This window comes from Streptomyces tendae, from assembly GCF_014650435.1.
Lineage (GTDB): Bacteria > Actinomycetota > Actinomycetes > Streptomycetales > Streptomycetaceae > Streptomyces > Streptomyces tendae.
In genome coordinates this window covers 463,492-488,748 of the sequence record NZ_BMUY01000004.1, presented here as the reverse complement: position 1 = coordinate 488,748, position 25,257 = coordinate 463,492, and the positions used below count along the sequence as shown (strand labels likewise).

The following is a 25,257-nucleotide window of genomic DNA, read 5'->3' as shown; positions in this document are numbered from 1 at the left end:
AACGACGCGACGGCCACTGCGACGGCGCTCGAAAACGCCCGCTGCGGCCTACCTGAACCGGGTCTCACCCGGAGATGTCGTCGTCACCCACCATGTCCGCGACTCCCTCGCTGCACGATCAACGTCTCCACCAGACTAACAGCCGGGCTCCCGCACCGGCCCGAGTGGCGCCTCGGACGAGGCGGGCGGCGCCGGGCGCAGCACCGTTGGCCCCTCCGCCGCGAAGGCCCGGGCGAACAGCTCGCAGGGCGCCGCTTCCGGTGCGAGCAGGTGGGCCACCGCCGCGGTCGCGGTGCGGTGCCAGCGGGCGTGGTGGCGGAGCATGGCGTGGTCGCCGTTCTCCAGCAGCAGCATGCCCGCCCGGGCCCCGGCAGCACGGGCGCGCGAGACGTACGCGGCCGACTCGCCGGGATCGGTGACGCGGTCCCGGCTGCCGTGCAGCACGAGAAGCACCCGGTCCCGGAGCCGGCCGACGGGCTCACCCGGCGGGCACCAGGGCGCCAGCGCCACCGCACCGCGTACCCCGTCGGCCTCCGCCGCGCGCAGGGCCGCCCGGCCGCCCATGGAGTGGCCGAGCAGCACCACCGGTACGTCACCGACGAGGCCGTGCAACTCGGCGAGGGCCCGCCGGGCATCCCGCAGGGGGTCCTCGGCGGCGCCGTTCCGCGTGGGAGCACACCCTCGAGGACCGCTGGGACGAGTTCGTCGCGCTGGTCGGCGAGGAGACCGCCCGGGTGTGGCGGCTCTACCTGGTGGGCGGCGCGCTCGCCTTCGAGCAGCGTCGCATGGGCGTCGACCAGATCCTGGGCGTGAGGCCCACCGCCGAGGGCGTCAGCGGCATGCCCGCCACGCCGGGGGAGTGGTACGAGCGGCTGGAGCGCCCGTGAACGGCTTTCCGTGGGGCGCGTTCGCCATCGGTCTCGGCTGGGCCGCGGCGGCCGCGCTCGCCGTCATGCCGGTCACCTTCGCCGTCGCCGTGCGCAAGGGCGTGCACCGGGTGGTGGACGTGGCCTGGGGCCTCGGCTTCGCCGCCGTCGCCGTCGTGACCTGTGCGGTCGCGGCGGCGGCCGGGCAGGGCGACCCGGGACGCCGGACGCTGGTGGCGGCCCTGACCGTCGTATGGGGTCTGCGGCTGGCCGCGCACATCGCCCGGCGCGGCCGGGGCCACGGCGAGGACCCGCGCTACGACGCGATGCTCGCCAAGGCCCGCGGCAACCGGAACCTCTACGCCCTGCGCATGGTCTACCTGCTCCAGGGCGCCCTGGTGTGGCTGGTGGCGCTGCCGGTGCAGGCCGCCGCGTACGGGCCGGGGCCGCTGTCGGTCCCGGCCTGGGCCGGAGTGGTCGTATGGGTGGTGGGGCTGGCCTTCGAGGCCGTGGGGGACGCCCAGTTGGCCCGGTTCAAGGCCGACCCGGGCAACCGGGGGCGCATCATGGACCGCGGACTGTGGAGCTGGACCCGGCACCCCAACTACTTCGGTGACTTCTGCGTCTGGTGGGGCCTGTTCCTGGTCGCCTGCGACGCGGGCCTCGACGCCGCCGCCGTGTCCGTCGTCTCCCCGCTGGTGATGACGTACCTGCTGATCGGCGGCAGCGGGAAGCGACTCCTCGAGCGGCACATGGCGGACCGGCCGGGCTGGGCCGAGTACGCGGCGCGCACCAGCGGCTTCTTCCCGCGTCCGCCGCGTCGGTCCCCGTAGGACTCGACGCGGGGGAAGGGAAGGGGTGAGGGCGGCGGCCCTCACCCCCGTCAGGCCGGCATGCTCAGCAGCGCGATCGGGTCGGAGGTCGGCTGCTTCGACCCGCCGGCCGGCTCGACCGTGATGCCCACACCCGCCGCCCCGTCGACGGCGCCGTCCATCAGCACCGCCTGACTGGTGCTGCCGGGATCCATCAGGCCCGCCGAGCGCATCGTGCCGTGGTCGTCGAACCAGAGCTGGTACACCTTGCCGCTCGGCGGCTCGGCCATGCCCGAGGCCAGGAACACCGCCCGGTCCTGCCTCTGCGAGACGACCAGCGTCCCGCTCGCCCCGTCGGCCAGTCGTGCCGTACGGGACTCGGCGTCCGGCGCGGCCAGCACCCCGGCGAGGGTCTCGGCCCGTCGCTCGGCCTGCGCGGCCCGCTGCCCGGCGTCCTGGGCCCGCTCGTACTGCCACACCGCCGTACCGCCGAGCCCCGCCGCGGCTGCCACGCAGGCCGCCAGCGCCCACCGGGCCAGGCCGCGCCCCCGGGGCACGGCACGGCGGGCCTTCGCCGCCGTGCCTCCGCCCGGCGGAACCTGGCGCACCGTGGCGACGCGGTGCAGCACCCGGTCCCTGAGCGCGGGACCGGGGACGACGGTTGCGGCCAGCCCCAGCCGGGCCGTCGCGGCGGCGAACTCCTGGGTCTCCTGCTCGCAGGCGGCGCAGTGCGCCAGATGGCGTTCGAAGGCGTCCCGCTCGTCGTCGGGCAGCGCGTGCAGGGCGTAGGCGCCCGTCAGGCTGTGCAGGTCCTCGGTGCGCATCACGCGCTCACCCCCAGGCAGTCGCGGAGCCGGATGAGACCGTCACGCAGCCGCGTCTTGACCGTGCCCAGCGGCACCGCCAGTGCCTCGGCCACCTGCCGGTAGGTCAGCCCGCGGTAGTAGGCGAGGGTCACGGACTGGCGCTGGATCTCGGTCAGGGTGCGCAGGCAGCGCCGCACCTGCTCCCGCTCCAGCCGGGTCTCGACCTGCTCGGTCACCTCGTCGTACTCCGGCGTCCTCTCGAGCAGCGCGGCCTTGTGGTCACGGGCCGCGGCGGCCTCCACCGACCGCACCCTGTCCACGGCCCGCCGGTGGGCCAGGGTCAGGATCCAGTTGACGACCGTGCCGCGCTCCGGCCGGTAGCGGGGCGCCGTGCGCCACACCTCCACCAGCACCTCCTGCGCGACCTCCTCCGACTGCGCCTGGTCGCGCAGCACCGCCCGGGCGACCCCGAGCACGGACCCGGCCACCGCGTCGTACACGGCGGCGAAGGAGTCCTGATCGCCCAGGGCCACCTCCCGGATCAGCTGTTGCAGATCTGGTTGGGACGATGGATTTCTGCCGATGTGTACGGCTTCCTTCACGACGGGTGCTCCAAAGGATGTGCGACGGGCGGGGGATGTCCCCGCGTAATCCGGAGCCGCGCGGCCTGCGGATTGGTCGCGGGCCGCGCGAAGCCGCGGTGATCTCGTCAAAAGCACACCCTCCCACGGGCGGCAGGGGTAGAGTGGCCGCGTTCGCGTTCGATCGTGCTCCACAGGAGCGGGAAGACAGGGAGGTGAGGTTGATGACCGTGCTCGACGCCGTCCTTCGCGATGCCCGGATGTCCCTCGTGGTCTCCCTCGCGTCCCGAGCGGCGGCCTGACCCCGCCTCCCACGAACGCAACCCGAGAAACGGATTCTCATCCGCCATGTCCTCTTCCAGTTCTTCTTCCCGTTCTTCCTGGAACACCCGCGCCGAGACCGGCGCCGACGTCCCCGTCATCCGTGACATCGTCCGGGCCGCCTTCCCCACAGCGGAGGAAGCCGCCCTCGTCGACGCGCTGCGCGCCGACGCCGGGGCGTGGATCGAGGGCCTGTCCCTCGTCGCGGTGGACGACACCGACCGGCCCGTGGGGCACGCCCTGCTGACCCGCTGCCACATCGGGGACAGCCCGGCACTGTGCCTGGCGCCCGTCGCCGTCCGGCCCGCGCAGCAGAACAGCGGCGCCGGCACGGCCGCCGTCCGCGCCGCGCTGGTCGACGCCGAGCGCCTCGGCGAGCACCACCTCGTCGTCCTCGGGCACCCGGAGTACTACCCCCGGTTCGGCTTCGGCAGGGCCTCCGCCCACGGCATCGGGCTGAGCATCGACGTCCCGGACGAGGCCCTGATGGCACTCACCCTGGACGCCGCCCACCCGCTGCCCGCCGGCACCGTCCGGTACGCGGCCCCGTTCGGCATCTGATCCGTCACGCCGGGTGGCGGCGGGAGCCTCTTCCGCCGCCACCCGGCATTTCCTCGACGCAACCCCTTGACCCGAGGCCCGCGGTCCTTCACATTACTCGTTAATGCGCATTAGGTAATGCGCATTAACAGCTCCCGACGGAGCGACGGAGCGACGGAGAGGAGTGGTGGTGGCGAAGGAAGCCGCAGGGCGGGCCAGGCCGGGGAGGGCCCCCGCGCCGGCCGGCCGCCGGGCCCGGCCGAGGCAGGCGGAGGTGGCCAGGCTCGCCGGTGTCTCGCAGGCGACGGTGTCCCTGGTGCTGTCCGGACGCGACCTCGCGACGGGCCGCCCGATCTCGGCGGAGACCCGGGCCAAGGTCCTGGACGCCGCCCACAGCCTCGGCTACGTCCCCGACCCGGCCGCCAGCCGGCTCGCCGCCGCCCGCAACAACCTGCTCGGCGTCTTCAGCTTCACCGCGACCTTCCCGACCGACGTCCGGCACTCGTACTACCCGTTCCTCGTCGGCGTGGAGCAGGAAGCCGCCGCGCAGGGCTACGACCTGGTGCTGTTCACCGGTTCGAGCACCGGGGGAGCGGGCGCCGGCGGTGCGGGCGCGCTCAACCGCGTTCGGCTGGCGGACGGCTGCCTCTTCCTGGGCCGCCACGCCCCCGCGGACGAGCTGCGCCGACTGGTCGCCGACGACTTCCCCGTCGTCCACGTCGGCCGGCGCGACGAGCCCGAGGGCCTCGCCTGGGTGGGTGCCGACTACGTCAGCGCCAGCCGCGAGGTCGTCACCGCGCTCGCCGGACTCGGTCACCGGCGCGTCCTCCTCGTCCGCGAGGACGACGACGCACCCGCCTCCACCGACCGTGAACGCGGCTTCCTCGACGGGCTCGTGGACAGCGGACTGCCCGCGGGCTCCGACGCCGTGTTCCGATCCGGGGACCCGCGCCACGACCTCACCGCCGACCGGGTGCGTGCCTGGGTGGCCGAGGGCGTCACCGCCTTCGTCGCCGAGGAGACCGACACCGGCGCCGCCTGGCGGGCGCTGCGCGCCGCCGTGGACGAAGCCGGTCTGGACTGCCCCGGCCAGGTGTCGCTCGCGCTGCTCGGCAGCCCGCCCGCCGACCTGGCGGACGAACCGGCCCCGATGGGCTTCGACATCCCGCGTCCCGCGCTGGGCGCCGAGGCCGTACGGCTGCTCGCCGCCCGTATCGCGGGCGGACCCGCCGAGGGCACCCTCGTCGCCTGCGCCTTCAGACCCGGCGCCACCGCGGGGCCACCGCCCGCCCCCTGAACCGCCCCCTGAACCGACCGCCCCCACAGCACCGACCGCACCACCTAAGGAGCAGCAGCGTGATACCGGAAGCCGACATCCTCGTCGTCGGCGGCGGCCTCGGCGGCGTCGCCGCGGCCCTCGCCGCCTGCCGGGCCGGCCGCAGTGTCGTCCTGACCGAGGAGACGGACTGGATCGGCGGCCAGCTCACCAGCCAGGCCGTGCCGCCCGACGAGCACCCGTGGGTCGAACAGTTCGGCACCACCGCCACCTACCGCCGCCTGCGCGAGGGCATCCGCCAGTACTACCGCCAGTGGTACCCCCTGCGCGCCGAGGCCGCCGCCCTCACCGACCTCAACCCCGGCGCCGGCCGTGTCAGCAAGCTCTGCCACGAGCCCCGCGTCGCCCTCGCCGTGCTGGAGGGCATGCTCGCGCCGCACCGGGCCGCCGGACGGCTCACCGTCCTCACCGAGCACCGGCCGGTGGCCGCCGAGGCCGACAACGATGTCGTGCGCGCCGTCACCCTGGAGGACCTCCGCGACGGTACCCGCCGCACCGTCCCCGCCCGCTACGTCCTGGACGCCACCGAGACCGGCGAACTGCTCCACCTCGCGGGCGTCGAGCACGTCAACGGTGCCGAGTCCCGGGCCGAGTTCGACGAACCGCACGCCCCCGACCAGGCCCAGCCGGGCAACCAGCAGGGCATCACGGTCTGCTTCGCCCTCTCCCACCACAAGGGCGAGGACCACACCATCGACCGCCCCGCCGACTACGACTTCTGGCGCGACTACAAGCCCGACTTCTGGCCGGGACCGCTGCTCGGCTTCGAGGCCCCCGACCCGCGCACCCTGGAACCGGTGCCGCGCACCTTCGAGCCCAACCCCGACCTCGACCCGTTGGCCGTCAGCGCCGACCAGAGCGCGGACGCGGGCGACAAGGAACTGTGGGGCTTCCGCCGCATCCTCGCCCGCAAGCTGCACACCGACGGCGCCTTCGACTCCGACATCACCCTCGTCAACTGGCCGCTCAACGACTACTGGCTCAAGCCCTACATCGGTCAGGAGGCCGAAGCCCTGCGCGAGGCACGGCAGTTGTCCCTGTCGGTGCTGTACTGGCTGCAGACCGAGGCGCCCCGCACCGACGGAGGCACCGGCTTCCCCGGACTGCGCCCGCGCCCCGACGTGACGGGCACCGCCGACGGCCTCGCCAAGGCGGCCTACGTCCGCGAGTCCCGCCGGATCAAGGCCGTCACCACCGTCACCGAGCACGACGTCTCCATCGACCTGCTCGGGCCCTACGGCCGCACCCGCCACCGCGACTCCGTGGGCGTCGGCAACTACCGCATCGACCTGCACCCCTCCACCGGCGGCGACGGCTACGTCGACATCGGCTCCGTCCCCTTCGAGATACCGCTCGGCGCGCTCGTGCCGCGCCGGGTGCGCAACCTGCTGCCGGCCGGAAAGAACCTGGGCACCACCCACATCACCAACGGCTGCTACCGCCTGCACCCGGTGGAGTGGAACATCGGCGAGGTCGCCGGAGCCCTCGCCGCCCACTGCCTCGCCGAGGACGTCGAGCCGCACCAGGTGCAGGCCGAGGACAAGCGGTTCGAGGAGTTCGCCGGGGTGCTCGACCGCGACGGCGTACAGCGTCACTGGCCCGACGTCAGGGGCTACTGAACGACCCCGCGCGGGACGGGAGTCGGGCGGGGCAGCACCACCTGCCCCGCCCGGTGACCGCCCGCGCGTGGACCGACCCAGCACAAGGAGGTGCCCGGACATGACAACCCACCGCATCCGCGTCGGCATCGACGTGGGCGGAACCTTCACCGACGCCGTGGCGGTCGACGCCACGACGCTCCGGCTCGTGGGCCAGGTGAAGGTCCCTACGAGCCACCACCACGAGGACGGTGTCGCGCACGGCATCGTCGAGGCACTCGACCGGCTGCTGACGCAGACCGGACACGCACCCGCCGACGTGGCCTTCCTGGCACACGGCACGACCCAGGCTACCAACGCCCTGCTGGAGGGCGACGTCGCCACCGTCGGCCTGCTCGGCATCGGCACCGGCGGCGGGACCTACTTCACCCGCAGGCTCGCCACCCTCGCCAAACTCGAACTCACCCCCGGCAAACGGCTCCCGCTGCACTACGCCCACGTGCCCGACCCCGAGGACGCCCCCGCCGTACGGGCCGCCGTCGAACAGCTCACGGCGGCGGGCGCCCAGGCGCTGGTCGCCAGCGAGCCCTTCGGCGTCGACCGGCCCGAGGGCGAGGAGGCGGTCGCCGACGCGGCCCGCGCCACCGGGCTGCCGACCACCGCCGCGCACGAGATCACCTCTCTGTACGGGCTGCGCAAGCGCACCCGCACCGCCGTCGTCAACGCGGCGATCCTGCCGCGCATGCTGGCCACCGCCGACCTCGTCGACGCCTCCATCACCAAGGCGGGCGTCACCGCGCCGCTGATGGTGATGCGCTGCGACGGGGGAGTGATGTCCCTGGACGAGATGCGGCGCAGGCCCCTGCTGACCGTGCTGTCCGGGCCGGCCGCCGGGGTCGCCGGCGCGCTCATGCAGGAACGCGTCAGCGAGGGTGTGTTCCTGGAGACCGGTGGCACCTCGACCGACATCAGCGTCGTCAAGCGCGGCAAGGTCGCGGTACGGCACGCCGTGCTGCTCGGCCGGACCTCCTACCTCAACGCCCTGGACGTGCGCACCGTCGGCGTCGGCGGCGGCTCCATGGTGCGGGTCTCCGGCGGCCGGGTCACCGGCACCGGACCGCGCAGCGCGCACATCGCCGGGCTGCCGTACGCCTGTTACGCCGACCCTGCCGACCTGCGGGACGCCAGGCTGACCACCATCAGCCCGCTGCCCGGCGACCCCGCCGACTACGCCGTCCTCGACGCGGCCGGCGGCCGGTTCGCCCTCACCATGACCTGCGCCGCCAACGCGCTCGGCCGGGTCCCCGAGGGCGACTTCGCCCACGCCGACCCCGACACCGCCCGCGCCGCGCTGGCCCCGCTCGCCGCCGCCCTCGGCACCGACGTGGACACCGCCGCCGCCCGGCTCCTGGACGCGGGCACCGACCAGGTGAAGTCCGTCGTGGACGACCTCGTACGCGAGTACCGCCTCGACACCGACACCGCCGTCCTGGTCGGCGGAGGCGGCGGTGCCGCCTCGGTCACCCCGCACCTGGCCGCCCGCACCGACATGACCGGCCGCATCGCACAGCACAACGAGGTCATCAGCCCCATCGGCGTCGCCCTCGCGCTGGTCCGCGAGCAGGTCGAGCGGATCGTGCCGGGCGCCACCCAGGAGCAGATCCTCGCCGTCCGCGCCGAGGCCGAGCGCGCCGTGGTCGAACAGGGCGCCGCCGCCGACGGCGTCGAGGTCGAGGTCACCGTCGACCCGCAGACCAACGTCGTACGCGCCATCGCCACCGGCGCCACCGAACTGCGCACCCAGGACCGGGCCCACCGCGCCGACGACGCCGAACGCCTGCGACTGGCCGCCACCAGCCTCAAGACCGACCCGTCGAAGGTGCACGTCCTCGCGGGCACCCCGGCCCACACCGTGTACGGCACCGAGGTCCACCGACGCTTCCGGCCCGTCCGCCACCCGGTGCGGGTGGTCGACGCCGACGGGGTCGTCCGCCACCACGCGCCGGACGCCCGGGTCGAGGCGACCACCGTCGCCGCCGCCCCCGAGGTACTCGCCAAGCTGGTCACCGAGAACACCTCCTACGGCGACGGAGGCGTCCGCGCCCCCGCCGTACGGCTGCTGCTCGGCTCCCGCATCGCCGACCTCTCCGGCGTCCTGGACCCGCAGCCGCTGCTCGCCCTCGCCCGCAGCGAACTGCGCTCCCGCGCCGCCGACGAACCGGTGGTCGCCGTACTGGAGGTGCGCGAATGACCGTCAAGGACGCCCCCGCGCGGGCGGATCTCGCCGCCACCGACGACATCGGGTGGGCGGTGCGGCTGCTGGCCGCCACCCCGACCCACGAGCACCGCGACCCGGAGCTGCTGCGCCGGTGGGCGCGGGCGGCCGACGCGTTCGGCTCCGCCCTCGCACCCGTCGCGTGCGATGCGCGGATCGTGGAGCGCGACGGCGGACTGGAACTCGGGCTGCTCGCCCGGTACACCTCCAGACCGCCCACCGTCGAGCTGTACACCGACACGATCGACCTCGCCGAACGGGTCGTCGACGTCCGCGGCTGGCGCGACTGGTACCCGCCCGGCTCCGTGCGGGCGGCCGCCCTCGCCCATGAGGCGGTGCACGTCCACCTCCACCACGGGCCCGCGAAGGCCGCCCTGAAGCGCGCCCTCGGCCACAGCGCCCTGCACCTGGGCCGGCTGCGCGTTTCCGGCCACGTCGCCGGGGCCGAGGAGGTGGCCGCGCACGCCTACGCCCGCACCGTCTGCGGACTCGGCCGCAGCCCCCTGCTGCTGACCGCCGCCCTGGCCGCCGAGGCCGAGGCCCGGTCCGGCTCCGCGAACGGGAGCAACCCACCACCCGCACGTGACGCAAGAAGAGAGAACTGACCCATGGGTGTCGTCATCCTCCTCGTCATGGCGGCCGGCGTCGCCGCGATGCTCACCCGCAAGCTCCCCACCGCCTTCGCGCTGGTGCTGCTGGCCGTGGTCATCGCCTTCCTCTCCGGCGCGCCCCTGACGGGCAAGAACAGCGTCCTGGACACGGTGCTCCAGGAGGGCGCTCCGGCGCTCGCGGCGACGATGGTCGCCATCATCCTCGGCTCCTGGCTCGGCAAGCTGCTCGACGAGACCGGCATCGCCGGCACCCTCGTCCGCAAGATCGTCGAGTTCGGCGGCGACCGGCCCACCGTCGTCGCCCTCGGAGTCCTCGCCGTCTCCGCACTCGTCGGCACCGTCACCGGCTCCGCGCCGGCCGCGATGCTGGCCGGCATCATCGGCATCCCCGCGATGGTCGCGGTCGGCGTGCCCAAGGTGACCGCCGCGGGCACCGTGCTGATGGGCATCGCGGTCGGCGTCCCCTTCGAGCTGCCCGTCTGGCAGTTCTTCTCCACCGCGCTCGACCTGCCGGTCGACACCGTCCGCGGCTTCATGGTGAAGCTGTTCCCCTTCGCCCTGGTCGCCGCGGTCGCCTACGTCGTCATCGAGAACCGGCGGCGCGGCACCGAGCACGCCTGGTCGCTCAAGTCGGTCTCCGCGCGCCCGCCCTCGCGCCGCGAACGGCTCGGGGACGCGCCCTGGTACGCGCTGCTCGCCCCCGTGATCCCGCTGGTCCTGGCCCTCGGCCTGGAAGTGGCCATCATCCCCTCGATGCTGGCCGGTGTGCTCTACGCGCTGGTCACCACCACCCGGCCCGGCGAGATGAACAAGCGGCTGCTGCGCACCCTGTACGGCGGCTTCGAGGTGGCCGCGCCGCCGCTCGCCCTGTTCGTGGCGATCGGCATCCTGCTCGCGGCCGTCAAACTCCCCGGCGCGGTGGACGCGCTGGAGCCGCTGATGAAGGCGGTCAGCCCGCAGAACCCGGTGCTGTTCGTCATCGTCTTCACCGTGCTGGTGCCGCTGTGCCTGTACCGCGGCCCGCTCAACGTGTTCGGGCTCGGCGCGGGCATCGCGGGCGTCCTCATCGCCACCGGCATCTACCCGGCCGTCGCCGTCCTCGGCATGGCCACCTCGTACAACCAGGTCTTCGGCGTCGCCGATCCCACCAGCACCCAGACCGTGTGGGCCGCGCAGTACGCGGGTGTCAGCCCGCAGCAGGTCATGGTCCGCACCCTGCCCTACGTGTGGCTGGTCGCCCTCGGCGGCATGTGCGTCACCGCCGCCCTGTACCTGTGACACATCCGTACGTGTGACATCCCCCCTCACCCAGGAGACGACATGCACGAGCCGCACCTCGACCGCCGTCTGTTCCTGAAGGGCACGGCCGTCACCGGCGCCGCCCTCGCACTGGGCGCCACCGCCGCGCCCACCGCCTCCGCCGCACCCGGCGGCTTCCCCGACTACACCTACGTCCGCACCCTGCTGACGCCGTCCAAGCTGGCCTACAACCCCACCGGCGAGATCATCTTCCCGACCGTCCGGGGCGTCTACGACCGGCTGCCCGCGAGCGGCCGGCTGGGCCGCTACTACCTCTACTACGCCCCGCACGACGCCCCCGGCGGCATCTGCCTGGCCTACGGCGACTCGCTGGAGGGCCCCTTCACGGAGTACCCGCACAACCCGATCGTCGCCAACAAGTGGTCGCCGCACTACTCCGTCAGCCACGTCTCCTCGCCGCACGTGATGTGGCACGCCGGCCGGAAGGAGATGTGGCTGTACTTCCACGGCGAGAACACCACGACCAGGCTCGCCCGTTCCGCCGACGGCATCCACTTCACCTACGACAAGGTCGTGCTGAACACCTCGATGCTGCCGTCCGGCACCACCGAGACCTCCTACGCGCGGGTCTTCCCGCACGAACTGCCCTCGCGCGGCGCGCACTACGTCATGGTCTTCATGGTCAACAACACCACCAACCACCGTGACATCGGCTGGGGCTGGTCCGCCGACGGCCGCACCTGGACGTTCGCCCAGGAGCCCCTGGTGCGCCACGGCGACGTCGGCGCGGTCAACGTCGGCGGCCCGCACCTGCTGCACCGGAACAACAGCACGTACGTCGTCTACAACAAGGACAAGGAGAGCGGCGGCGACCTGATGATCACCGAGGTCGGCAACGACTTCTCCCGACGCGACCACCTCGGGGTCTTCTACAACTCCCGCTCCTCGGCGCCGGAGAACGGCCGTGCGGCCTCCCCGTCCTTCGGCACCGACCGCGGCGTCCCGTACATGATCTACGAGGCGGGGGAGCGGCTGGCGGGTTCGATCGCCATGGCCCGCGGCTGACCCCCGGTACGCCGCCGCACACGGCAGCGGGGCCGTACGTCCGGATCGGACGTACGGCCCCGCTGTCTTTCCGCCGGGTGCCTGCCTCAGGCGACCGGCGCCGGGTCCTTGTCGGTCGGCGCCGTGGGGCCCTCGCCGGACTCCTCGGCCAGGCGCTCCATGCCGCTGGTGGTCTTCAGCGGCTTCTCCTTGATGAACACGACGGCGACCAGCGCGAGCACCGCGAACGGCGTGGCGATCAGGAACAGGTCGGCCGTGGCGACGGCGTAGGCGTGCTCGACGATCGTCCGCATCGGTCCGGGCAGCGCGGACATGTCCGGGACGCTGCCCTCGCCCGAGCCGCCACCACCGGGGACGGTGACGCCCGCGTCGCTGAGTCCCTTGGCCGTCTCACTGGCGACCCGGTTGGCGAGGATGGCGCCGAGGACGCTGACGCCGATGGTGCCGCCCATGCTGCGGAAGAACGACAGCACCGAGGTCGCGGCGCCCAGGTCGGCGGCGGGCACGTCGTTCTGGGCGGCCAGCACCAGGTTCTGCATCAGCATGCCGACGCCGACACCCAGGATCGCCATGTAGAGGCTGAGCAGGCCGAAGTTGGTCTTCGCGTCGATCGTGGCCAGCAGCGCGAGGCCGACGGCCATGATCAACGCGCCCGCCACCAGGTACCGCTTCCACTTGCCGGTCCGGCTGATCACCTGTCCGGCGACGGTGGAGGACACCAGCAGGCCGAGGATCATCGGCAGGCTCATCAGACCCGCGACGGTCGGCGACTTGCCCAGGGAGATCTGGAAGTACTGCGAGAGGAAGACCGTCCCGCCGAACATGGCGACACCGACCAGCAGGCTGGCGACGGTGGTCAGGGTGACCGTGCGGTTCTTGAAGATGCCGAGCGGGATGACCGGCTCGGGCGTGCGGGCCTCGACGAACACCGCCGCGACCAGCAGCAGCACGCCGCCGACCGTGAGGGCACCGGTCTGCCAGGACGCCCAGTCGAACTCGTTGCCGGCCAGCGACACCCAGATGAGCAGGGCGCAGACACCGGCGACGATCAGGAAGGCGCCGAGCCAGTCGATGCGCGCCTCGCGCTTGATCGTGGGCAGACGCAGGGTCCGCTGCAGCAGGGCGATGGCGAGCAGCGCGAACGGCACGCCGATGAAGAAGCACCAGCGCCAGCCCAGCCACGAGGTGTCCACCAGGACGCCGCCGACCAGGGGTCCGGCCACGGTGCCCACGGCGAAGACGGCGCCGAAGATGCCGGCGTACTTGCCCAGTTGGCGCGGCGGGATGACGGAGGCCATCACGACCTGGGCGAGCGCGGTCAGACCGCCCGCGCCGATGCCCTGCACGACCCGGCTGAAGATCAGCAGTCCGACTCCGTGCGAGAAGCCGGCGAGCAGCGAGCCGATCACGAACATGCTCAGCGACAGCTGGAGCAGCAGCTTCTTGTTGAAGAGGTCGGACAGCTTGCCCCACAAGGGCACCGTCGCGGTCATCGCCAGGAGTTCGGAGGTGACGACCCACGTGTAGGACGACTGGCTGGCGCCCAGGTCGGCGATGATCGTGGGCAGCGCGTTGGCCACGACGGTGCCGGCCAGGATCGCGACGAACATGCCGGCCATCAGGCCCGACATGGCCTGGAGTATCTGCCGGTGGGTCATCGAGGTGGGAGGCGCGTCGGCGGGCGCCTGGGTAGCGGTCACGGCATCTCTTTCGTGTGGTGGGTCCTGGTGGGTCGCGAGCCCGGCGCGGAGGCTACGCGGAGGGTGCCGGGAGACCGGCGGCGAGGAGGGTGAACACCTCGTGGAAGACGTCGAGGAAGGCGGCTTCCTCCTGGTGGGCGGACCAGTGGTCCATGCTGGTGCGCACCGCGGCGCCCGCCACCGCGGCCAGCAGGCGCGGGTAGAGCCCGGGCCCGTCCCCGCCCGTGCCGCCGTCCCCGCGCAGGCGCAGGGCGATGGCTTCGGCCAGGTCCGCCTCGGCCGCCATGTGGGCCCCGACGCCGCGCGCCAGGAGGTGCGGCGAGGCGTGCAGGACCTCGGCGTGCAGCCGCCACAACTCGTGCTGCTGTTCCGCCTCGGCCAGCTCCGCCGCCATGGCCTCGCGCAGGGCTGCCAGCGGGGAGAGATCGGCCGGTGCGTCGAGGACGGCACGCCGCATGCGTGCGCCCGCGTCCGCGTCGATGACGACGAAGGCGTCGTCGCGGCTGTCGAAGTAGTTGAAGAAGGTACGCACGGACACCCCGGCCGTGGCGCTGATCGCCTCGACGGTGACCTTCTCCGCCCCGTGTTCGGCGGCGAGACGCACTGCGGCCTCGGACAGAGCGGCACGCGTGGCCCGCTTCTTCCGCTCCCGCAGACCGCCCCCCGCGGCACCCTTCTCCGACATAAGTTGCATGGTATGCAAAGATGCACGACATGCAAAATTGGCGGGCGCCGACCCCCGGAAGGGATCGGCGCCCGCCGTCGTCGGTGCGGCTCAGGCGGCCAGTCGGGCCAGCGTCTCCTCGAAGGAGGCGGCGTCCCCGGTGGGCCGGTTGTGGGGCAGCCGGGCCAGTGCCGCGGCCATGCCGCAGGTGTTGGTCAGTCCGGAGAAGACCAGTCCCGCGCCTATCGCGCCGGACAGCCAGTGCGCGGGCCGCCAGAAGCGTCCGGCCACGAAGCCGGCGGCGACGAGCGACCCGGCAGCGAGGCGCACCTGCCGGTCCATGGGCCACGGCGTACGTGCCCCGGCCGGACGCTCGACGGGATGACCGGCCGCCGCCCAGGCGCTCGTGCCGCCGTCGAGCGTGGCCGCCGCCACGTTCCGCGCCGCCAGTTGGGCGCAGCCCTTGGCGGACCGGTTCCCGGAGGCACACACGAGCAGCAGCGGCCCGCGCGCGGCGGCCGCGGCCAGGGCGTCGGCGGCTTCGTCGAGGCGCTCCAGCGGGACGTTGTGGGCGCCGGGCAGATGGCCGCCGGAGTACTCGCCGGGGGAGCGGACGTCGACGACGGTGAACTCGGCCAGGCGGGCCGCCGCCTGGCCGGTGGTCAGGGTGGTGGCGGTTGCTGCGGGGGTGATCACGGAGTGAAACCTTTCTCGTTGTTCGTCCCCCCGCGGTAGGATACCCGCGGGGGTATGTGGGGATCGGTGAGGTATCGGGTGGAGGAGAGGGAGAAGCGTGGAGCTCGACATGTCGGCCGACGAACTGAAGTCGGCGCTGAACCGGCTGCGGCGCGCCCAGGGCCAGCTCGCGGGAGTCATCCGGATGATCGAGGAGGGCCGGGACTGCGAGGACGTGGTCACCCAGCTCGCCGCCGTCTCCCGCGCCCTGGACCGGGCCGGGTTCTCGATCATCGCCACGGGACTGCAGCAGTGCATGACCAGTGACGACCCCGAGGTGCGCGACTCGGCGCAGATGCGGGCCCGGCTGGAGAAGCTCTTTCTCTCCCTGGCCTGACAGGTCCCCGGCCTGACACGCCCCAGGCGCGGTGCGCACCGGGCCCGCACGCCGGGTCACAGCACCGCCGTCGCGCCCATCGCCACGGCCACGGCGAGCAGCACGGCACCGAAGACGCGCCGCAGCGTCCCGGCGGAGACCTTGGCGGCCAGCCGCCTGCCGTCCCACGCCCCGAGGGCCGCGGCTGCCAGGAACGGCAGGAGCAGGGTGAGGTCCAGGTGTACGGCGGTGTACGCCCGGCCCGCGAGGGCCACCAGTGCGTTCGCCCCGACCACCAGCAGACTCGTGCCCACCGCCGCGCTCATCGGCACCGCGAGGACGGTCACCAGCGCCGGTACCGCGAGGAAGCCGCCGCCGACCCCGAGGAACCCGGTCACCGCGCCGAGCCCCGCCCCGGCCCCGACCGCCCGGGCCCTGGAGGCGGTGCCGTTCCCGCGCGGTGTGCGCCGGTGCAGCATGTGCAGTCCGGCCAGGGCGGCCACGGCCGCGAACAGCAGCGTCAGCACCGCCGCCGGGACCCGCGCGGACAGTGCGCCCGCCCCGGCGGCGGGCAGCAGACCCGCCGCCGCGAACAGCAGCCCGGCCCGCCACCGCACGTTCCCCGCCCGCGCGTGCGCGACCAGCGCGGTGACCGACATGACGACCACCACCACGAGGCTCGCGGTGGTCGCCGCCGCCGGGGTGAAGCCGAGCAGGTAGACGAGCGCGGGCACGGTGAGGATGCTGCCGCCCGCCCCCAGCGCGCCCAGGGACACACCGGCCACGGCACCCGCGAGCAGGGCCAGGATCAGCGGCGTCATGCGGCGCCGGCGTCCGGGGAGGTCACGACCGGGAGTCCGGCCGCGGCGGCCGCGGCGAAGCCGTCGTCGACCGCGACCACCTCGCGGCCCGCGGCGTCCAGCACGGAGGCCGCGATGCCCGCGCGCATCCCGCCCGCGCAGTGCACCCACACCGTGCCCGGCGGCACCTCGTCGAGGCGCCGGTGGATCTCGTGGACCGGCAGGTGCACGCTGCCCCTGACCCACCCCTGGGCGCGTTCGGCGTCCCGGCGCACGTCCACGACCACCACGTCGGCGTCGTCCCGCCGGGCCGTGGCCAGCTCCGCGAACGTGGCACGCCGCAGCGAGGCCGGCCGCTCCCCCTGCGCGACCCAGTCGGCCGGGGAGCCCACCGCCGCCGCGGCCGGGCGGTCGATGCCCACCCGGGCCAGCTCGCGCTGGGCGCGGGCCAGGTCGTCGGCGCTGTGCGCGAGCAGCGTCACCGGCCTGCCCCACGGGATCAGCCAGGCCAGATAGGTCGCGAGCTGTCCGTCGACCTCGAAGTTGACCGACCCGGCGACGTGACCGGCGGCGAAGGCCACCCGGGAGCGCAGGTCCACGACCCACTCGCCCGCGGCCAGGCGCCGGGATATCTCGTCCGCGTCCGCGCGCCGGGGCTCGGTCAGGTCCAGGGTAGCGGGCCCCTCGCTGTTCACCGGCGCCATGTGGGCGTAGTAGGCGGGCACGTCGTCCAGCCCGGACAGCAGCTCGCGGACGAAGGTCTCCACGTCCTGGACGAGTGCCGGGTTGGCGGCCCGCTCGGCGCCGACGGTGCTCTGCTCGCCGCCGGAGGACGTGGCGGAGCAGAAGCTGCCGAAGCCGTGCGTGGGCAGCAGGCTCACCCCGTCCTCGAGCTGGTCCGCGAGACGGTGCGCGGAGGCGTGCTGCGCGCGGGCCAGCTCCTCGGTCAGCCGGGGCTCCACGAGGTCCGGCCGGCCCACGGTGCCGATCAGCAGCGAACCGCCGGTGAAGGCGGCCACGGCCCGCCCCGCCTCCTGGAGCACGTAGGAGGTGTGGTGCGGGGTGTGGCCAGGCGTGGCCACCGCGCGCAGCTCCAGCCCCGCGTCGACCGGCTCCACGTCGCCGTCGGCCACCGCCACGCGCGCGTACGCCACCTCCGCCCCGGCCGGCACCAGGTAGCGCGCGCCGGTGAGGCGGGCCAGCTCCAGACCGCCGGTGATGTAGTCGTTGTGCACGTGGGTCTCGGCGACGGCGGTGATCCGCACCCCGCGCCGGGCGGCCGCGGCGATGACGCGGTCGATGTCCCGCGGCGGATCCACGACCACGGCCGTGTGCGGCCCGCCCGCCAGGTAGCTGCGGTTGCCCAGTGACCGGGTCTCCAGGACGTCGACAAAGAACACGACACGCTCTCCTTCCGGAATTACCCCCCGGGGTATCTCTCGGGCCACCGTAACAGATATACCCAGGGGGGTATTGCTGGGCTCCGTGCCCGAGGTGCCGTGGGCCCGTCGGGGCACCGTCCGGGAACCGTTCCGCAGGGGCTCGGCAACTGCGGTGTGCGAAGCCGAAGTTGGGGTATCCGCAGCACCAGCACGGTCGACACCGGGGTCGGCGCCGGTGACGGCCGTGCTGTTCTCGTCACGCACCGCCGCCCGGCGGGCACCTCCTCTCCGCCGCCCGGCGGCCCCGGCGCTCCGTGACCCGTTCGGAACACCACGTGACCCGAACGGCCCTCTCGGGTACCCGCCCGGTCGGCGCAGGGTTGGGATGTGCACGGGCACCCCGTGCCCGCGCGCCCCGACCGGCTGTCCCGACACGGAAGGACCACCGATGTCCGTCGACACGCAGCAGGCGCCCCCCGAGCCCACGGACGAGGAGCTCGCCGGCCTGGACGCCCACTGGCGCGCCGCGAACTACCTCGCCGTCGGCCAGATCTACCTGATGGCCAACCCCCTGCTGGCCGAACCCCTGCGCCCCGAGCACGTCAAACCGCGCCTGCTCGGCCACTGGGGCACCTCACCCGGCCTCAACCTGGTCCACACCCACCTCAACCGGGTGATCAAGGCCCGCGACCTCGACGCCCTGTGCGTCTGGGGCCCCGGCCACGGAGGACCCGCCGTACTGGCCAACGCGTGGCTGGAGGGCTCGTACACCGAGACCTACCCGGACATCACCCGGGACGCGGCCGGCATGGCCCGGCTGTTCAAGCAGTTCTCCTTCCCCGGCGGCGTACCGAGCCACGTGGCGCCCGAGACGCCGGGCTCCATCCACGAGGGCGGCGAGCTGGGCTACGCGCTGTCGCACGCCTACGGCGCCGCCTTCGACCACCCGGACCTGGTGGTCGCCTGCGTGATCGGCGACGGCGAGGCGGAGACCGGACCGCTGGCAACGTCCTGGCACTCCAACAAGTTCCTCGACCCGGTGCACGACGGCGCCGTCCTGCCGATCCTGCACCTCAACGGCTACAAGATCGCCAACCCGACGGTGCTCGCCCGCCTCCCCGAGGGCGAGCTGGACGAACTCCTGCGCGGCTACGGTCACGATCCGATCCACGTCACCGGCGACGACCCGGCCGCCGTCCACCGCGCGACGGCCCGCGCCATGGACACCGCCCTCGACCGCATCGCCGCCATCCAGCGGGCGGCCCGCGAGGAGGGCGCCACCGGACGCCCCCGCTGGCCGATGATCGTCCTGCGCACCCCCAAGGGCTGGACCGGCCCCGCCGAGGTGGACGGACTGCCCGTGGAGAACACCTGGCGCGCCCACCAGGTGCCCCTGTCGGCCGTACGCACCAACCCCGAGCACCTCGCGCAGCTGGAACGGTGGCTGCGCTCCTACCGCCCCGAGGAACTGTTCGACGACGCCGGAGCGCCGCGGCCCGCCGTCCTCGCCGCGATCCCCGAGGGGCCCCGCCGGCTCGGCGCCACCCCGTACGCCAACGGCGGCCTCCTGCTGCGCGAACTGCCGGTGCCCCCGCTGGAGAGGTACGCCGTGCCCGTCGAGGAACCCGGCGCGAGCATGCACGAGCCCACCCGGGTCCTCGGCGACCTGCTCCGGGACGTCATGGACGCCACCACCGACCGGCGCGACTTCCGCCTCGTCGGCCCCGACGAGACCGCCTCCAACCGCCTCCAGGCCGTCTACGCCGCCAGCGGCAAGGCGTGGCAGGAGCGGACACTGCCCGTCGACGAGGACCTGGACCGGCACGGCCGGGTGATGGAGATCCTGTCCGAACACACCTGCCAGGGCTGGCTGGAGGGCTACCTACTCACCGGCCGGCACGGACTGTTCTCCTGCTACGAGGCGTTCGTCCACATCGTCGACTCGATGGTCAACCAGCACATCAAGTGGCTCCGGGTGACCCGCCGCCTGCCCTGGCGCGCGCCCATCGCGTCCCTCAACTACCTGCTCACCTCCCACGTGTGGCGTCAGGACCACAACGGCTTCTCCCACCAGGACCCCGGCTTCGTCGACCACATCCTCAACAAGAGCCCCGAGGCCGTACGCGTCTACTTCCCGCCGGACGCCAACACCCTGCTCTCCGTCGCCGACCACGCCCTGCGCAGCCGCGACTACGTCAACGTGATCGTGGCCGGCAAACAGCCCTGCTTCGACTGGCTGACCATGGAACAGGCGAAGACGCACTGCGCTCGCGGCGCCGGGATCTGGGACTGGGCGGGCACCGAGGACGGCACCCGGGAACCCGACGTGGTGCTCGCCTGCGCCGGCGACGTGCCGACCCAGGAGATCCTGGCCGCCGCCCAGCTGATCCGCCACCACCTGCCGGAACTCGCCGTGCGCGTGGTCAACGTCGTCGACATCGCCCGCCTGCTGCCCAGCGGCGAACACCCGCACGGCATGAGCGACTTCGAGTACGACGGCCTGTTCACCGCCGACAAACCGGTGATCTTCGCCTACCACGGCTACCCCTGGCTGATCCACCGGCTCGCCTACCGCCGCACCGGGCACGCCCATCTGCACGTGCGCGGCTACAAGGAGATCGGGACCACCACCACCCCGTTCGACATGGTGGTCGGCAACGACCTGGACCGCTACCGCCTGGTCATGGACGTCATCGACCGCGTGCCCGGCCTCGCCGTCCGCGCCGCCGCCGTACGGCAGCGGATGGAGGACGCCCGGCTGCGGCACCACGACTGGATCCGCGAGCACGGCGTGGACCTGCCCGAGGTCGCCGACTGGACCTGGGAGGACTCGCGGTGACGGCGACCCCGTCGACCTGGGACTACGACCACTACGACGCCGCGGAGGAGCGGCTGCGCGAGTCCCTGTGCACCCTCGGCAACGGCTACTTCGCCACCCGCGGCGCGCTGCCCGAGTGCGGCTCCGACGACACGCACTACCCGGGCACCTACGTGGCCGGCTGCTACAACCGCCTCACCTCCGCCGTATCCGGGCGCGAGGTCGAGAACGAGGACATGGTCAACCTCCCCAACTGGCTGCCGCTGCGCTTCAGGCCCGCCGACGGGGACTGGCTCACACCGGACACCGCCGAGGTGCTCGACCACCGCCAGACCGTGCACCTGGACTCCGGCGTCCTGGAGCGCCTCACCCGCTTCGGGCTCGACGGGGAGCGCGTGCTGTCCGTGCGCCAGCTGCGCATGGTGCACATGGCCGATCCCCACCTCGCCGCCCTGCGCACGGAGTTCACCGTCGAGGGCGGTCCGGTGGACCTGGAGGTGGAGGCGGCCCTCGACGGCGGTGTCACCAACTCCGGGGTGCCGCGCTACCGGGACCTGGACGGAAACCACCTCACCCACGTGCACACCGACAGCGCCGACCACGACACGGTGTGGCTGCGCTGCCGGACCCGCACCTCGGACATCCGGATCGGCATGGCCGCCCGCACCAGCGCGGACGCGCCGGTCACCGCGGCCCGCGAGCACCTGTGCGTCACCCAGCGGGCCGCCCTGCGCGCCGAACCGGGCCGCACCGCCACCGTCGACAAGGTCGTCGCCCTGCACACCTCGCGCGACCCGGCGATCAGCGACCCGCTCCAGGCCGCCGTCGACCGGGTGGCCCGAGCCCCCGGCTTCGACGACCTGCTGGTCAGTCACCGCACCGCCTGGGGCCAGTTGTGGCGCCGCGCCGAACTGGACGTCCCCGGCGAGGCGGGCAGCATCCTGCGCCTGCACCTCTTCCACGTCCTGCAGACGCTCTCCCCGCACACCGCCGACCTCGACGTGGGCGTACCGGCGCGCGGACTGCACGGAGAGGCATACCGCGGCCACGTCTTCTGGGACGAGCTGTTCGTCCTGCCCTACCTGAACCTGCACTTCCCCGAGGTGTCCCGGGCCCTGCTGCACTACCGGCACCGCCGCCTGGAGAAGGCGGGGACCGCGGCCCGCGCGATCGGCAGGCGCGGCGCGCTCTACCCCTGGCAGAGCGGCAGCGACGGCCGCGAGGAGACCCAGCAGCTGCACCTCAACCCGCGCTCGGGCCGCTGGCTCCCCGACCACTCGCACCTCCAGCACCACGTGGGCTCCGCCATCGCGTACAACGTGTGGCAGTACTGCGAGGTCAGCGGCGACGCCGAGTTCCTGCACACCAAGGGCGCCGAGATGCTGCTGCAGATCGCCCGCTTCTGGGCCGACTCCGCCACCTGGGACGAGCGGCTCGGGCGGCACCGCATCCGGGGCGTCGTCGGCCCCGACGAGTACCACGAGGCCTACCCCGGCGCCGACCGCCCGGGCCTGGACGACAACGCGTACACCAACGTCACCGCCGCCTGGGTGCTGTCCCGCACCCTCGAGGTCCTCGACGACCTGCCCGAACCCCGCCGCCGCGAACTCGTCGAACGCACCGCGCTGGACGACGCGGAACTGGAGCAGTGGGACAGCGTCTCCCGCACCCTGCACGTCCCCTTCCACGAGGGCGTCGTCAGCCAGTTCGAGGGGTACGGCGACCTCGCCGAACTGGACTGGGAGGGCTACCGCGAGCGGTACGGCGACATCCGGCGCCTGGACCGCGTCCTGGAGGCCGAGAACGACAGCGTCAACAACTACCAGGCGTCCAAGCAGGCCGACGTCCTCATGCTGGGCTACCTGTTCTCACCGGCCGAACTCCGGTCGCTGTTCCGGCGGTTGGGCTACACCCTCGACGAGCGGACCTGGCAGCGCACCGTCGACCACTACCTGGCCCGCACCAGCCACGGGTCCACCCTCAGCGGACTCGTCCACGGCTGGATCCTGGCCCGCGCCCGCCGCGCCGAGGCATGGACGTACTTCCAGGAGGCGCTCAAGGGCGACGTCGCCGACCTTCAGGGAGGCACCACGGGCGAGGGCATCCACCTCGGCGCCATGGCCGGCACCCTCGACCTCGTCCAGCGCGGCCTGACCGGCCTGGAGACCCGCGCGGGTGCCCTGTGGCTCGATCCGGTGCCGCTGCCGGAGCTGTCGTCGTACGGGTTCTCCGTGCGGTACCAGGGCCACTGGGGTGTGCGGTTCCGGCTGGAGCACGGCCGGCTGGAGATCGCCGTGCCCGCGGCCGGACCGCTGCCGATCGACGTCCGGCTGCCGGACCGCGAGGTGCGCCTCCAGCCGGGCGACACCTGCCGACTGGTGCTGCCGGACTGACCGGGCCCGCCCGTCGGCCGGTCAGCCGGGCAGGGGGTAGGTCACGGTGCGGGGGGAGCCGTCCGGCCTGCCGTCGGTGTAGGTCAGGGTGATCCGGGTGAAGTGCGCCTGTCCCGTCCCCTGCTCCCCGCCCGTCGGCATGTCGAGCCGCACGGTCACCGGGTAGGAGTGGAAGGCGCCCGCGGCGCAGTACGGGTCGCAGTCGTTCACGGCGTTCGTGCCCCGGCCCACCGCCGCCTGCGCGTCCCAGCGGAACCAGCGCACGGAGACCAGGCGGCTGTTGCCGTCCCCGCAGGCGAGCACGTACGCCTCGGGCCCGATCTGCGGCTGTCCGGAGCAGTCGAGCAGCACCGGGTCCTGCGTCTGCTGGGTGCGTGCCGCGGGCTGCGCCGACGGCGCGGCGGAGGCCGTGCCCAGCGGTACTGCGAGCGCGGCGGCGGCACAGAGTGTGACCGCTGCCCTCATCGGGTTCCTGCCCATGTCTGCTCCCGCCGTCTCGGGGTCGCTTGTCTCCGCTTGCCCCTTTTTCTCCGTTCCGACGGTACGACCGTGTTCGTGAACGCACCACTCGTACGGAGCAGCGGCCGGGCCCCCGAGGGCGCCGACCTGCGCGTCGGCCGGGCCGTCCGGTTCGTGCGACAAGACGCCGATTGCATCCCCCGTGTGGTCCTCGCGACGGCCCGCAACCGCCGTCCGCGCCCCGGTGTCTCATGCCGTCAAGAACGGCGACCCGACCGGGCGCCCCCTCACGTGGAGGACCGCGGTATGCACCCGACGACAGCTGAGACCGCCGCCGCCCCGACGCACTCGCGCTCCCGCGACACGCGGGGCGACTTCCTGCTCCAGCCGCCCGACCCCGCCCGGCGCGTCCCCTGCCGCGTCGACCCCGTCGACCTGCGCCGCCTCGACCTGCTCGCCCTGCTGACCGCCGCCGGCATCGCGCCCTCCGCCGGGGACCGGGCCGCCATCGAGCAGCTCAGCGTGCTCCCCGGCAGCGTGCACACGGCACTGCACCGGTGGCTGGAGCAGGCGTACGGGTTCTGCCGCTGAGTGCGCGGAGGTCAGAAGTCGACGGGGTCACGCACCAGCGGGCACGTCATGCAGTGCCCTCCACCGCGCCCCCGGCCCAGTTCCGCGCCCACGATGGTGACGACCTCCACCCGGGCCTCGCGCAGCAGCGCGTTGGTCAGGGTGTTGCGGTCGTAGGTGAACACCACGCCGGGCTCCACCGCTACGGCGTTGTTGCCGCTGTCCCACTGCTGGCGCTCGGAGGCGTAGGCGTCGCCGCCCGTCTCCACCACCCGCAGCTTCGGCAGCCCGAGAGCCTTGGCGACGACGTCGACGAAGGGTGTCGACCCCTCGTCGACCACGTCGAAACCGGGGGCCCGGTCGCCGGGGCGCAGCGAGAAGGTGTGCACCCCGTCCATGATGCGGGGATAGAGGGTCACCACGTCGCGGTCGGCGAAGGTGAAGACCGTGTCCAGGTGCATGGCGGACCGCAGCTTCGGCATCCCGGCGACGACGACGTGCTCGGCGGCGCCGTTGCGGAACAGCGCGGCGGCGACCTGGGTGACGGCCTGCCGGGAGGTGCGCTCGCTCATGCCCATGAGGACGACCCCGTGGCCCACCGGCATGATGTCGCCGCCCTCGAAGGTGGCCTGCCCCCAGTCCTGCTCGGGGTCGCCCCACCACACCTTCGAGCCCTTGAAGTCGGGGTGGAAGGTGTAGATCGCCTTCATCAGCAGCGTCTCGTCGTGCCGCGCGGACCAGTACAGCGGGTTGAGGGTGAGACCCCCGTACAGCCAGCAGGTGGTGTCCCGCGTGTACAGGGTGTTGGGCAGCGGCGGCATCAGGTACTCGCGGGCGCCGGTGGACTCGCGGGCCAGCGCGAGATGCGGGGAGCGGAAGTCCTCGGGCAGGTCGGTGGTGGCGAGGCCGCCGACGAGGTACTCGGCGAGTTCCCTCGGCGAGAGGGTCTCCAGGTAGGCGCGGGTGGCGTCGATGAGGCCGATGCCGACCTGGTTCGCGGTGATCTTGCGGTCCAGGAGCCACGCCTTGGCCTCCGGGATCGCCATGATCTGCGCCAGCAGGTCGTGCAGCTCCACCACCTCCACCCCGCGCCGGCGCAGTTCACCGACGAAGGCGGCGTGGTCGCGCTGGGCGTTCTCCACCCACATGACGTCGTCGAAGAGCAACTCGTCGGAGTTGGTGGGGGTCAGCCGCCGGTGTGCGAGGCCGGGGGAGCACACCAGGACCTTGCGCAGCCTGCCGACCTCGGAATGGACGCCGAGCGCGGGTCTCACGGCGTTGTCGTTGCTGGTCACAGGGCCTCCTTGAGGGATGCGGTACGGGGCGGGGAAGGGAGACGTACGGGGCCG

At 73.4% G+C, this 25,257-nt stretch carries 22 protein-coding genes and 1 pseudogene; 13 read left to right on the top strand and 10 right to left on the bottom strand.

Features of this window, described 5'->3' with window-relative positions; all coding sequences use genetic code 11:
- Nucleotides 1-135 precede the first annotated feature (135 nt).
- On the bottom strand, nucleotides 136-642 hold the full coding sequence (locus IE258_RS14230) for an alpha/beta family hydrolase (RefSeq protein WP_373309754.1): 507 nt from the start codon (nucleotides 640-642) through the stop codon (nucleotides 136-138).
- 23 nt (nucleotides 643-665) lie between these two features.
- On the opposite strand from IE258_RS14230, the pseudogene IE258_RS14225 reads away from it, so the two are divergent.
- Nucleotides 666-887, top strand: a pseudogene (locus IE258_RS14225) (class I SAM-dependent methyltransferase); the annotation flags it as partial.
- Nucleotides 884-1,699 carry a DUF1295 domain-containing protein gene (locus IE258_RS14220; RefSeq protein WP_189743380.1) on the top strand — a complete coding sequence of 272 codons (816 nt, stop codon included), beginning with the start codon at nucleotides 884-886 and terminating at the stop codon, nucleotides 1,697-1,699. The pseudogene IE258_RS14225 and the gene IE258_RS14220, both read left to right, overlap by 4 nt.
- Before the next feature lie 50 nt (nucleotides 1,700-1,749).
- Here IE258_RS14220 and IE258_RS14215 read toward each other — a convergent pair whose 3' ends face one another.
- Together IE258_RS14215 and IE258_RS14210 are read right to left on the bottom strand one after the other, a co-directional pair.
- Entirely contained in the window at nucleotides 1,750-2,502 is a 753-nt protein-coding gene (locus IE258_RS14215; RefSeq protein WP_189743378.1) for an anti-sigma factor, read from the bottom strand.
- Complete coding sequence (locus tag IE258_RS14210) at nucleotides 2,502-3,086, bottom strand: sigma-70 family RNA polymerase sigma factor (protein ID WP_159323802.1); 585 nt, start codon at nucleotides 3,084-3,086, stop codon at nucleotides 2,502-2,504. Before IE258_RS14210 ends, IE258_RS14215 begins: the two co-directional genes overlap by 1 nt.
- A 327-nt stretch (nucleotides 3,087-3,413) precedes the next feature.
- On the opposite strand from IE258_RS14210, the gene IE258_RS14205 reads away from it, so the two are divergent.
- From IE258_RS14205 to IE258_RS14175, 7 genes are all read left to right on the top strand, one after another.
- A complete protein-coding gene (locus IE258_RS14205; RefSeq protein WP_189743376.1) occupies nucleotides 3,414-3,947 on the top strand; it encodes a GNAT family N-acetyltransferase in 534 nt (177 codons plus the stop codon).
- Between the two features lie 166 nt (nucleotides 3,948-4,113).
- The gene (locus IE258_RS14200) at nucleotides 4,114-5,223 is read left to right on the top strand and encodes a LacI family DNA-binding transcriptional regulator (protein WP_189743374.1); all 1,110 of its coding nucleotides are present in this window, start codon (nucleotides 4,114-4,116) and stop codon (nucleotides 5,221-5,223) included.
- A 59-nt stretch (nucleotides 5,224-5,282) separates the two neighbouring features.
- Nucleotides 5,283-6,881: an FAD-dependent oxidoreductase gene (locus IE258_RS14195; RefSeq protein ID WP_189743372.1), complete on the top strand. Its 1,599-nt coding sequence runs from the start codon at nucleotides 5,283-5,285 to the stop codon at nucleotides 6,879-6,881.
- A 100-nt stretch (nucleotides 6,882-6,981) separates the two neighbouring features.
- The gene (locus IE258_RS14190) at nucleotides 6,982-9,111 is read left to right on the top strand and encodes a hydantoinase/oxoprolinase family protein (RefSeq protein ID WP_189743370.1); all 2,130 of its coding nucleotides are present in this window, start codon (nucleotides 6,982-6,984) and stop codon (nucleotides 9,109-9,111) included.
- The gene (locus tag IE258_RS14185) at nucleotides 9,108-9,740 is read left to right on the top strand and encodes a hypothetical protein (RefSeq protein WP_189743368.1); all 633 of its coding nucleotides are present in this window, start codon (nucleotides 9,108-9,110) and stop codon (nucleotides 9,738-9,740) included. The genes IE258_RS14190 and IE258_RS14185 overlap by 4 nt, the downstream gene beginning before the upstream one ends.
- 3 nt (nucleotides 9,741-9,743) lie before the next feature.
- Nucleotides 9,744-11,024, top strand: a complete 1,281-nt coding sequence (locus tag IE258_RS14180) for a TRAP transporter large permease subunit (RefSeq protein ID WP_189743366.1) — start codon at nucleotides 9,744-9,746, stop codon at nucleotides 11,022-11,024.
- Nucleotides 11,025-11,066: 42 nt separating this feature from the next.
- On the top strand, nucleotides 11,067-12,071 hold the full coding sequence (locus tag IE258_RS14175) for a twin-arginine translocation signal domain-containing protein (protein WP_189743364.1): 1,005 nt from the start codon (nucleotides 11,067-11,069) through the stop codon (nucleotides 12,069-12,071).
- An 86-nt stretch (nucleotides 12,072-12,157) separates the two neighbouring features.
- Here the strand turns inward: IE258_RS14175 and IE258_RS14170 are convergent, their stop codons facing one another.
- The 3 genes from IE258_RS14170 to IE258_RS14160 all read right to left on the bottom strand — a co-directional run bounded on the left by IE258_RS14170 (nucleotide 12,158) and on the right by IE258_RS14160 (nucleotide 15,131).
- The gene (locus IE258_RS14170) at nucleotides 12,158-13,729 is read right to left on the bottom strand and encodes an MDR family MFS transporter (protein WP_229892107.1); all 1,572 of its coding nucleotides are present in this window, start codon (nucleotides 13,727-13,729) and stop codon (nucleotides 12,158-12,160) included.
- A 94-nt stretch (nucleotides 13,730-13,823) separates the two neighbouring features.
- On the bottom strand, nucleotides 13,824-14,465 hold the full coding sequence (locus tag IE258_RS14165; RefSeq protein WP_189743360.1) for a TetR/AcrR family transcriptional regulator: 642 nt from the start codon (nucleotides 14,463-14,465) through the stop codon (nucleotides 13,824-13,826).
- Nucleotides 14,466-14,546: 81 nt separating this feature from the next.
- Entirely contained in the window at nucleotides 14,547-15,131 is a 585-nt protein-coding gene (locus IE258_RS14160; RefSeq protein ID WP_189743358.1) for a rhodanese-like domain-containing protein, read from the bottom strand.
- A gap of 97 nt (nucleotides 15,132-15,228) precedes the next feature.
- On the opposite strand from IE258_RS14160, the gene IE258_RS14155 reads away from it, so the two are divergent.
- On the top strand, nucleotides 15,229-15,507 hold the full coding sequence (locus tag IE258_RS14155; protein WP_003978241.1) for a metal-sensitive transcriptional regulator: 279 nt from the start codon (nucleotides 15,229-15,231) through the stop codon (nucleotides 15,505-15,507).
- 56 nt (nucleotides 15,508-15,563) lie between these two features.
- Here the strand turns inward: IE258_RS14155 and IE258_RS14150 are convergent, their stop codons facing one another.
- Together IE258_RS14150 and IE258_RS14145 are read right to left on the bottom strand one after the other, a co-directional pair.
- The gene (locus tag IE258_RS14150) at nucleotides 15,564-16,307 is read right to left on the bottom strand and encodes a sulfite exporter TauE/SafE family protein (protein WP_189743357.1); all 744 of its coding nucleotides are present in this window, start codon (nucleotides 16,305-16,307) and stop codon (nucleotides 15,564-15,566) included.
- Nucleotides 16,304-17,686: an MBL fold metallo-hydrolase gene (locus IE258_RS14145; protein WP_189743355.1), complete on the bottom strand. Its 1,383-nt coding sequence runs from the start codon at nucleotides 17,684-17,686 to the stop codon at nucleotides 16,304-16,306. Before IE258_RS14145 ends, IE258_RS14150 begins: the two co-directional genes overlap by 4 nt.
- Before the next feature lie 430 nt (nucleotides 17,687-18,116).
- Between IE258_RS14145 and IE258_RS14140 the strand changes: the two genes are divergently transcribed.
- Both IE258_RS14140 and IE258_RS14135 read left to right on the top strand, forming a co-directional pair.
- Nucleotides 18,117-20,507, top strand: a complete 2,391-nt coding sequence (locus IE258_RS14140) for a phosphoketolase family protein (protein WP_189743353.1) — start codon at nucleotides 18,117-18,119, stop codon at nucleotides 20,505-20,507.
- Complete coding sequence (locus IE258_RS14135; protein ID WP_189743351.1) at nucleotides 20,504-22,879, top strand: glycoside hydrolase family 65 protein; 2,376 nt, start codon at nucleotides 20,504-20,506, stop codon at nucleotides 22,877-22,879. Before IE258_RS14140 ends, IE258_RS14135 begins: the two co-directional genes overlap by 4 nt.
- 21 nt (nucleotides 22,880-22,900) lie before the next feature.
- Here IE258_RS14135 and IE258_RS14130 read toward each other — a convergent pair whose 3' ends face one another.
- A complete protein-coding gene (locus IE258_RS14130; protein WP_189743349.1) occupies nucleotides 22,901-23,359 on the bottom strand; it encodes a hypothetical protein in 459 nt (152 codons plus the stop codon).
- Between the two features lie 285 nt (nucleotides 23,360-23,644).
- Here IE258_RS14130 and IE258_RS14125 point away from each other — a divergent pair, with 285 nt between their 5' ends.
- Nucleotides 23,645-23,929: a hypothetical protein gene (locus IE258_RS14125; RefSeq protein ID WP_127894124.1), complete on the top strand. Its 285-nt coding sequence runs from the start codon at nucleotides 23,645-23,647 to the stop codon at nucleotides 23,927-23,929.
- Between the two features lie 11 nt (nucleotides 23,930-23,940).
- Here the strand turns inward: IE258_RS14125 and IE258_RS14120 are convergent, their stop codons facing one another.
- Complete coding sequence (locus IE258_RS14120) at nucleotides 23,941-25,203, bottom strand: arginine deiminase (protein ID WP_189743347.1); 1,263 nt, start codon at nucleotides 25,201-25,203, stop codon at nucleotides 23,941-23,943.
- Between the last annotated feature and the right edge of the window lie 54 nt (nucleotides 25,204-25,257).

What these genes read in the sequence shown, in the direction of transcription:
- IE258_RS14175 (WP_189743364.1), top strand. Translation starts at nt 11,067, where the DNA reads ATGCACGAGCCGCACCTCGACCGCCGTCTGTTCCTGAAGGGCACGGCC.
- IE258_RS14190 (WP_189743370.1), top strand. Translation starts at nt 6,982, where the DNA reads ATGACAACCCACCGCATCCGCGTCGGCATCGACGTGGGCGGAACCTTC.
- IE258_RS14150 (WP_189743357.1), bottom strand. Translation starts at nt 16,307, where the DNA reads ATGACGCCGCTGATCCTGGCCCTGCTCGCGGGTGCCGTGGCCGGTGTG.
- IE258_RS14180 (WP_189743366.1), top strand. Translation starts at nt 9,744, where the DNA reads ATGGGTGTCGTCATCCTCCTCGTCATGGCGGCCGGCGTCGCCGCGATG.
- IE258_RS14140 (WP_189743353.1), top strand. Translation starts at nt 18,117, where the DNA reads ATGTCCGTCGACACGCAGCAGGCGCCCCCCGAGCCCACGGACGAGGAG.
- IE258_RS14170 (WP_229892107.1), bottom strand. Translation starts at nt 13,729, where the DNA reads ATGACCCACCGGCAGATACTCCAGGCCATGTCGGGCCTGATGGCCGGC.
- IE258_RS14130 (WP_189743349.1), bottom strand. Translation starts at nt 23,359, where the DNA reads ATGGGCAGGAACCCGATGAGGGCAGCGGTCACACTCTGTGCCGCCGCC.
- IE258_RS14165 (WP_189743360.1), bottom strand. Translation starts at nt 14,465, where the DNA reads ATGCAACTTATGTCGGAGAAGGGTGCCGCGGGGGGCGGTCTGCGGGAG.
- IE258_RS14215 (WP_189743378.1), bottom strand. Translation starts at nt 2,502, where the DNA reads ATGCGCACCGAGGACCTGCACAGCCTGACGGGCGCCTACGCCCTGCAC.
- IE258_RS14205 (WP_189743376.1), top strand. Translation starts at nt 3,414, where the DNA reads ATGTCCTCTTCCAGTTCTTCTTCCCGTTCTTCCTGGAACACCCGCGCC.
- IE258_RS14125 (WP_127894124.1), top strand. Translation starts at nt 23,645, where the DNA reads ATGCACCCGACGACAGCTGAGACCGCCGCCGCCCCGACGCACTCGCGC.
- IE258_RS14185 (WP_189743368.1), top strand. Translation starts at nt 9,108, where the DNA reads ATGACCGTCAAGGACGCCCCCGCGCGGGCGGATCTCGCCGCCACCGAC.